The organism is Rhizobium sp. C4, from assembly GCF_021026315.1.
Lineage (GTDB): Bacteria > Pseudomonadota > Alphaproteobacteria > Rhizobiales > Rhizobiaceae > Ensifer_A.
The window spans coordinates 20,266-27,643 of record NZ_JAJNCX010000026.1 but is presented as its reverse complement, the minus strand read 5'-3'; the positions used below and the strand labels follow the sequence as shown (position 1 = coordinate 27,643).

The 7,378-nt window shown below is 58.8% G+C and carries 8 protein-coding genes and 2 pseudogenes; 1 reads left to right on the top strand and 9 read right to left on the bottom strand.

Annotated features, from left to right (window positions below; translation table 11 throughout):
* Positions 1-148 precede the first annotated feature (148 nt).
* From LQK84_RS24230 to LQK84_RS25390, 9 genes and pseudogenes are all read right to left on the bottom strand, one after another.
* Positions 149-301: pseudogene (locus tag LQK84_RS24230) on the bottom strand (NAD(P)/FAD-dependent oxidoreductase); the annotation flags it as partial.
* A gap of 2 nt (positions 302-303) precedes the next feature.
* Positions 304-564 (bottom strand): annotated as a pseudogene (locus LQK84_RS24225) (electron transfer flavoprotein subunit alpha/FixB family protein); the annotation flags it as partial.
* A gap of 83 nt (positions 565-647) precedes the next feature.
* Complete coding sequence (locus LQK84_RS24220) at positions 648-1,487, bottom strand: amidohydrolase family protein (protein WP_230831366.1); 840 nt, start codon at positions 1,485-1,487, stop codon at positions 648-650.
* Between the two features lie 134 nt (positions 1,488-1,621).
* Positions 1,622-2,407 carry an HpcH/HpaI aldolase/citrate lyase family protein gene (locus LQK84_RS24215; RefSeq protein WP_230831365.1) on the bottom strand — a complete coding sequence of 262 codons (786 nt, stop codon included), beginning with the start codon at positions 2,405-2,407 and terminating at the stop codon, positions 1,622-1,624.
* Positions 2,404-3,273, bottom strand: coding sequence for an FAS1-like dehydratase domain-containing protein (locus tag LQK84_RS24210; RefSeq protein WP_230831364.1), 870 nt, complete (start codon positions 3,271-3,273; stop codon positions 2,404-2,406). Before LQK84_RS24210 ends, LQK84_RS24215 begins: the two co-directional genes overlap by 4 nt.
* Entirely contained in the window at positions 3,270-4,415 is a 1,146-nt protein-coding gene (locus LQK84_RS24205; RefSeq protein WP_230831363.1) for a CaiB/BaiF CoA transferase family protein, read from the bottom strand. The genes LQK84_RS24210 and LQK84_RS24205 overlap by 4 nt, the downstream gene beginning before the upstream one ends.
* Positions 4,415-5,584: an acyl-CoA dehydrogenase family protein gene (locus tag LQK84_RS24200; RefSeq protein ID WP_230831362.1), complete on the bottom strand. Its 1,170-nt coding sequence runs from the start codon at positions 5,582-5,584 to the stop codon at positions 4,415-4,417. The genes LQK84_RS24205 and LQK84_RS24200 overlap by 1 nt, the downstream gene beginning before the upstream one ends.
* 95 nt (positions 5,585-5,679) lie before the next feature.
* Complete coding sequence (locus LQK84_RS24195; RefSeq protein WP_230831361.1) at positions 5,680-6,618, bottom strand: LysR family transcriptional regulator; 939 nt, start codon at positions 6,616-6,618, stop codon at positions 5,680-5,682.
* Positions 6,619-6,673: 55 nt separating this feature from the next.
* Positions 6,674-6,871, bottom strand: a complete 198-nt coding sequence (locus LQK84_RS25390) for a helix-turn-helix domain-containing protein (RefSeq protein ID WP_442967015.1) — start codon at positions 6,869-6,871, stop codon at positions 6,674-6,676.
* Between the two features lie 275 nt (positions 6,872-7,146).
* Between LQK84_RS25390 and LQK84_RS24190 the strand changes: the two genes are divergently transcribed.
* Positions 7,147-7,356: a hypothetical protein gene (locus LQK84_RS24190; protein WP_230831360.1), complete on the top strand. Its 210-nt coding sequence runs from the start codon at positions 7,147-7,149 to the stop codon at positions 7,354-7,356.
* Positions 7,357-7,378: the final 22 nt, after the last annotated feature.

The following is a 7,378-nucleotide window of genomic DNA, read 5'->3' as shown; positions in this document are numbered from 1 at the left end:
ACGTTCTCGCCAACATTGCCGACACGCCGATCGGCAGGCTAGAGCAACTCCTTCCCTGGAACTGGACACCCCACACGTTGAGTGCTCAGGCGGCCTGAACCGCGGCCTTCGCCGGATGCTTACGTATGCTGCTCACAAAGGTCCGCAGCTCGGCGATGGGGTCGGCCGCCATCATGCCGAAGAGCACGGCATTGTTGCTGCCCTTGTTACGTGGCACGTTGACGAAGCCAGCCGAACAGCCGATCAGCGCGCCGCGCGGGAAGGAGAGCTTCGGCACCGACTGCCAGCCGTCCTCGGTAAGACGAGAGCGCGGCCGCCCGAGATGATGATCTTCGCCGACGTCAGTTCCGGACGTTCCGAAGTCGACAGCGCATTGGAGACGAAGGCCGACAAACCACGGTTGGGGCCGACTGCAGCCGCGAAGCATTTAACGGCGGCAGCCGACCCCGGCTCGCCTTGGGAGGCAAGGGGAAATGACTTGGTGCGCACGGTGATGACTTGCTTGGCATCGCTCGTCTGCACCGTCTGGATTGCATTGCCGGCATAGATCCACCGATTGAAGGTACTGACGGGGTTTATTCCCAAGGCGCATTCGGCCTCATCCCGTGCTTTCCTGCCCATCGGTGCGGCCAAAGGTGGAGCTCAGTTCATGGGCTCGAAAGCCCAAGGATCCTGCGTGCGTTCCCACCAAGAATGCTTTCCAACGCCTCTTGCGACAAACTCGAGTTTAGGAATTCCGTAAGGGGAAACGGGCTATTGAACAGCTGCGGTCGGGAATAATAGTTGCTGCCGAAGAGCAAACGTTCGGGACCAGCAACTTCGATGAAGCCTTCAATCAGATGCCCAACGGACACCATCACGCCAGTATCAAACAGAATATTTGGATGGCGTGAGGCGATATACGGCATCCACTGCGCATGATCGTTTGAGGAAAAGGCGTCAAGTGCGACGAAGGTCGCGTCGGGATGACGATCCGCCAGTCTTTCGAGCCGCCAGGGGCTTTCCAATGTGGAATCAGCGATAGTGTGGATGAAGGCCGGCTTACCATGATCCTGAAGCCTGCGAACGAACTCGTCCATCATCGGATGATCGAGCGCAACCCCTAGAAACCGGTGATGCCACATCATGGCATGCATGCCCAGTTCTTCGATGCAACGATCGATCTCCTTCAAGGCCTCTACACCTTCCAGCGGATTAACCGTTCCGTAGCAGGCCACGAGCCGATCGGGGCTGACTTGCTGATAGCGCCGCACGTGGTTGTTCACACGTCGGGTTCCGTCGATACCATACGTGGTGGGAAAGCCATTGCCGGGCATGACGGACGCGTGGCGGATACCAAACTTATCCATATACGCAAGGCGCTGACGCACATCGTCTCTTAGCGCCGTTTCATCGTCGAGGAACCAACCACCATGACTTGCGACCAACCCACTCGCTGGTCCTACGTGCTGGTGAACGTCATAAATTTCGAATGATGGACTATTCATTTGTTCTCCTCGGCACAAATACTTCCCAAACTAGACCTGCCTAGCTCGCTACGCCCAGCAGATCCATGCGACTCCGGCCTCAACGCGTTTTCCAACTAGGACAGGCCGCGTCGGCCCGGCGGCGCTCGCGATTTTCATCCGCCTGTACGCGCGAGGATGGCGCGGGCGCGAATGCGAACGGGCTCATCGACCATCGCGCCGTCGACCGCCCCGGCGCCGTCGCCGGTTGCCAGCACCTTGCGTGCCCATTCAATTTCCGATGCTTCCGGACGGAACCCGTTCAGGATCGCCTCGATCTGCCGGGGATGGATGGCAAGCTTTCCACCGAAACCGAGCCCAAGCCCATGCCTCGCATCGGACGTCACCAGATCGGCATCGTCGATCGAGGTCGTTACCCCGTCGACCGGCGCATCGAGACCCGCAAGCCTCGACGCCAGCACCAGTTCGGAGCGCGCCATCAGCAGTGCATCGCGCGTATGGGCGCAACCGAGATCGGCGCAGAAATCGATCGACCCGAAGATGAGCCGGGCCACACCGGGCACGGCCGCAACCTGACGGACGTCGGCGACGCCGCGTGCGCTTTCGATCAGAGCCGCCACCGGAATACCGCTCGCAGCAACCGCATCAAGACCTTTTCCGGTTTCAGCCTTGGGAAGAATGATCCCAGCAATCGGAAGCTTCAAGATTGCCGCCAGATCGTCGTCATGCCAGGGCGTCCCCGCCGCATTGATGCGTACCAGGACCGGCAGCTGGGTGAAATCCGCGCGCAGCGCCGTCCGCGCCTCAACCTTGGCATCGGCGGCAACGGCATCCTCGAGATCGAGAATGATCGCATCCGCACCGGATGCCGCAGCCTTCTCGAACCGCTCGGGGCGGTTGGCCGGCACGAAAAGTGGCGCGATGAAAGAAGCAAGGGTCATGACCAACTTGCCTCCGCGCTCATGGCGATAGGACCGCCGTCACGCATCGTCCAGAGCGACAGCTTGCCGCCCTTTTCCGCAGCGTGAATGTTGATCCGGTCATCATCGAAAAGAGGTGTTTGGCCGCGGAAGCTGAATTCCGCAGGCACCCTGCCCTTGAGTTCCTTTGCGAAATGCAAGAGCATTGTCGCCTGAAGCGGCCCATGCACCACAAGGCCCGGATAAAACTCGACATCCTGCGCGTAAGGCCGGTCGTAATGGATACGGTGGCCGTTGAAAGTCAGGGCCGAATACCTGAACAGAAGCGGCGCGCCCGGCACGACGACACGGGAATGGTCGCCAGGGGCGATCGGTTCAGCCGGTGCGGCCGGCTTTGCGGCCGGTCCGCCGGTCGCGGCATCGCGATAGATGATATCCTGCCGTTCCTGGATCACCACACGCCCGTCGACATCGAGCTTGTGCTCGACCGTCACGAAGCAAAGCACGCCGGAGCGCCCTTCCTTGACCGAGAGGTCGGAAATCCGCGAGACACGCCGGACGGTATCGCCGATGAACAGGTCGTCGCTGAAGGAAAGCCTCCCGCCTGCCCACATGCGGCGTGGCAGCGGAACCGGCGGAAGAAATCCGCCTTTCGGCGGATGCCCGTCTTCACCTAGTTGGGCGGTCAACGCCGCCGGCTGGCCAAGGCAATAGTGGATGAGCAGAGGGGCGACCTGCCCGACAGCCGGCTTCTCCGCCGGCTTGTCCAGCATGGCGTTAAACTTACGAACAAGATCGACTGTGATGACATCGGAGAAATCTTCCTCACGGCCGATCCACGAGCGCAGATGATCCAGATCGATCCGATTGACCTCAGTCTCCGTCATACTTGTTCCCCCACCGTCTCCCCAACGCCTGTCGTCTGATGCTCACCAAGTGCCGGCACAGGTCCGTATTGCCTGGCTTCGCCGATAAAGATCGGCGCCGGAGCGGGAAAGGAGACGGGACCAGCGGCCGTACCGACCGTAATGCGCCGGAGATGTGGATGCGAAGCCAATGCAGCCATATCGTTGACGGCTGCAAACGCCACATCGGCCTTGGTCAACAGGGCGACAGCTTCCGCTTCGTCGAGCTCGGTGAAAGCCTTTGCGACCAACTCGTCCGTCGCCCCGCGGTTCGTCACCCGGGCGACATTGGTCGCAAACAGCGGGTTATTGGCCTTGTCTGCCTGATTGAGGAACTCGCCGCAGAATTTGACCCACTCGCGATCGCTCTGAATCGAGATCAGGATGTCCTTGCCGTCCTTGGTTTGGAATACGCCATAGGGTGCGATCGAGACGTGAGCAAGACCGATGCGCATCGGCGGTTTCCCGCCCTCCTGAAGCAAAAGCGGTACGGTCAGCCAGTCCGCCATGACATCGAACATCGAAACCCGGATATCGGCCCCTTCGCCCGTAACGGCACGGGCAAGCAGTGCTTCCAGGATCGCGGAATAGGCGGTTGCGCCCGTTGCGATATCAACCACGGAAATTCCGACACGGGCCGGTGCTGCCGGCCCTCCGGTCACCGAGGAAAGGCCGGATTCCGCCTGAATCAGGAGATCATAGGCCTTACGCTCCGCAAACGGACCAGTCTCCCCATAGCCGCTGATCGAGCAAATGATAAGCCGCGGATGCTTCTGCCGCAAAGTTTCTGGACCGAACCCCATCCGCCCGAGCGCGCCCGGCTTGAGATTTTGCACGACGACGTCGGCCGTGGCCAATAGCGCCGCGAGTGTCTCCTTCGCTTTCGCCGTTGCGAGGTCGAGAACGAGCGATTCTTTGCCGCGGTTCAACCAGACGAAATAGCTACTCTGGGCGCCGACGACGACGTCGTCGTAACCACGCGCAAAATCACCTTCCGGCCGTTCGACCTTAATGACGCGCGCGCCTGCGTCAGCCAATCGCGACGTGCAGAACGGCGCGGCGACCGCCTGACCAATCTCGATCACGTTTAGCCCCTGCAGCGGCAAACGATGAAACTCGGTCATCAGAAAGACCTCGGCAGGCCAAGCACATGCTCGGCAACGTAGGAAAGGATGAGATTTGTTGAGATCGGCGCTACCTGGTAGAGCCGGGTTTCACGAAATTTACGCTCCACATCATATTCGCAGGCGAACCCGAAGCCGCCATGAAACTGAAGGCAGGCGTTGGCCGCTTCCCATGAGGCCTTGGCGGCTAGGTATTTGGCCATGTTCGCCTGCGCACCGCACGGTTCATTTGCGTCATAGAGGCGGCAAGCCTCGTAGCGCATCAGATTGGCGGCCTCGATTTCGATGTAGCTCTCGGCGATCGGAAACTGCACGCCCTGGTTCTGGCCGATCGGTCGGCCAAAGACGGTGCGCTCTTTGGCGTAGTTGGACACCTTTTCGACGAACCAGTATCCATCGCCGATACATTCGGCAGCGATCAGCGTGCGTTCGGCATTGAGGCCGGTCAGGATGTATTTGAACCCCTGCCCTTCTTCGCCGATCAGATTTTCCTCCGGAATTTCGAGATTGTCGAAAAAAAGTTCGTTGGTTTCGTGATTGACCATGTTGAGGATCGGCCGGACACTCATGCCTTTGCCGATCGCCTCCTTCAGATCGACGATAAAGATCGACATGCCTTCCGACCTTTTCTTCACCTGATCGACCGGCGTTGTGCGTGCCAACAGGATCATCAGGTCGGAATGCTGGATGCGGGAGATCCACACCTTCTGACCGTTGACGACATAGCGGTCGCCCTTTCTCACTGCGGTCGTCTTGATCTTCGTCGTGTCCGTTCCTGTCGTTGGCTCGGTCACGCCCATGGACTGCAGGCGCAATTCCCCGGTGGCGATCTTCGGCAGATACTTTTGGCGCTGCTTCTCCGAACCGTGGCGGATCAGCGTGTTCATATTGTACATCTGGCCATGGCACGCGCCGGAATTGCCGCCCGCGCGATTGATCTCTTCCATGATGACGGATGCCTCCGTCAACCCGAGTCCGGAGCCGCCATATTCTTCGGGGATCAGCGCCGCCATCCACCCCGCCTTTGTCAGGGCATCGACGAATTCTTCCGGATAGCCCCGAGCTTCGTCGATCCTGCGATGATATTCGGAGGGAAACTCAGCGCAAAGGGCGCGAATTGCGTCACGGATATCGTTGAATTGATCATCACCTATCGATCGAAAGGACATTCTCTCCGCTCCAATTTGGACAGCCGTTTATACTGACCTCACAATTGGATAAGAAACATCGATTGGGGATTTCAGAAATCTCGCTGCGGCATACGTCATGCTTCCTCGTCGCCGGAAAAGAAGCCTTTCCAATGACCGCTGCGCACCAATTCGGGAACCTCGGATATGACCAGCTTGGAAAACTGTCGCGCTGCGGGCGACATTGGCCGGTCAACGGAGTGGGCCAGAATGAGCTTACGCGTGATGTCGGGCAAGACGATTGGCCGGGCAGTTAGGATCCCGGCCTGGACGTCATTGTAGACCGGGAGCAGAGGAAGGATCGTCGCGCCCACCGCACGCTTTACGAGATCGATCTGCACCGGCAGAGAATCCGCTTCGACGACGGGCTCCAAGGCAAATCCGTATTTTGCGGCCAAACCTTCCAACAAGAGCCTGAGCCCATGCTGCCTGCCCGGCAGCACGTGCTGAACGGTCATCGCATCAGCAAAGGCGACCTCCGCGTCACCACCCAGTGGCGAGGTCGCGCGCTCTATGAGACAAAGCCGCTCGGTCAACAGATGCCGCGACTTGATCGTCGCCGGATGTGTGGCCTCATAGAGAATTCCGATATCTACGATCCCTCTTTGCAACCAGTCCAGGATGTAGCCGCTGTAGCCGGAAACGACTTTCAGTCTGACCTGTGGGTGTAGGGTCAGAAATTTTTCGATCAAAACACCAGACAAGACATCGGCAACGGTCGGGGGTACGCCGAACGACACTTCGCCACTGAGGGGCAATTCGTTGTTTCTCAATTCGGCGCGGGCTTGGTCCAACTCACGCAGAACGACAGTCGCGTGATCAAAAAGCGCCGTTCCTTCTAGCGTCAGGGTCACTCCTCGGCCGTGACGCACAAACAGGCGAACCTGCAGCTCGTCCTCGAGAGTCTGAATCTGCCGGGTCAACGCTGACTGGGCAATGTGCAATCTTTCGGCGGCAAGTGTGAAACTGCCCAATTCAGCGACATGGACCAATGTTCGAAGCTGTTTGACCTCCATCTAACCTCACTTCGACATCAAAACAGGAGCTCTTTCTTTGACGACTTGTTTTGCGTCAGCTTCCTACGCCGCGCAAAAAGCGCGGAAACCCGAAATAATTCTCCAACGAACAAACAGCTCTACTGACAGAATCTTGGCTGAGGCACATTTCCTTTGCTGTGAGTGTAAAGCTCAGATGCTTCGCCGATACGGCAAACGCGCGCAATGGAATAAGAGGCGGCCTCCTCCGGCTCGGCCGCCGCGACTTCGTCATGTGACTTATCCTGAATCGATATTCAAGCCTGTACTCGCTCCCGTATTTTTTGTACGTCCTTGGCGGGCGAATAGCAACACAGCCCCTCCTCCTCGGGGATCTTCACGTCTCGCTGACATGGGCGTCCGCACAAGAACGCCAGGCAGCGCCACACAACGCCTGGTTCGGCTCGTCGGAGTAGGCGCGGCCCTCGAGATGATCCTCACCGCAGCGCCGATCACGGCCCAAGAAGGAAAGAACCTCGGCTCAGCGCACCGCATGCTTTGGACGGGGTGGTGGAAAATTTCGCGCGTTACCTCGAGGGCAAATCTCCGGTTGCCATGCATGAAATCAAGAAACTCGTCTGTTCTGGTTGTGATCTTACGCGAGAAGAAGGCCTTTCAAACGAACGCCAGTCGATTGCTCGGGTGCTGGCTTACGAAGATTATGCCGAAGGCGTCTGCGCCTTTATCGAAAAGCGGTCGAGGATTTTCCGAGGACGCTAACCCTCGACAAGCTATTTTGATC

Bases quoted from the DNA above. Each gene is read 5' to 3' on its own strand.
- LQK84_RS24220 (WP_230831366.1), bottom strand. From the start codon at position 1,487: ATGAATAGTCCATCATTCGAAATTTATGACGTTCACCAGCACGTAGGA.
- LQK84_RS24215 (WP_230831365.1), bottom strand. From the start codon at position 2,407: ATGACCCTTGCTTCTTTCATCGCGCCACTTTTCGTGCCGGCCAACCGC.
- LQK84_RS24210 (WP_230831364.1), bottom strand. From the start codon at position 3,273: ATGACGGAGACTGAGGTCAATCGGATCGATCTGGATCATCTGCGCTCG.
- LQK84_RS24205 (WP_230831363.1), bottom strand. From the start codon at position 4,415: ATGACCGAGTTTCATCGTTTGCCGCTGCAGGGGCTAAACGTGATCGAG.
- LQK84_RS24200 (WP_230831362.1), bottom strand. From the start codon at position 5,584: ATGTCCTTTCGATCGATAGGTGATGATCAATTCAACGATATCCGTGAC.
- LQK84_RS24195 (WP_230831361.1), bottom strand. From the start codon at position 6,618: ATGGAGGTCAAACAGCTTCGAACATTGGTCCATGTCGCTGAATTGGGC.
- LQK84_RS25390 (WP_442967015.1), bottom strand. From the start codon at position 6,871: ATGACGAAGTCGCGGCGGCCGAGCCGGAGGAGGCCGCCTCTTATTCCA.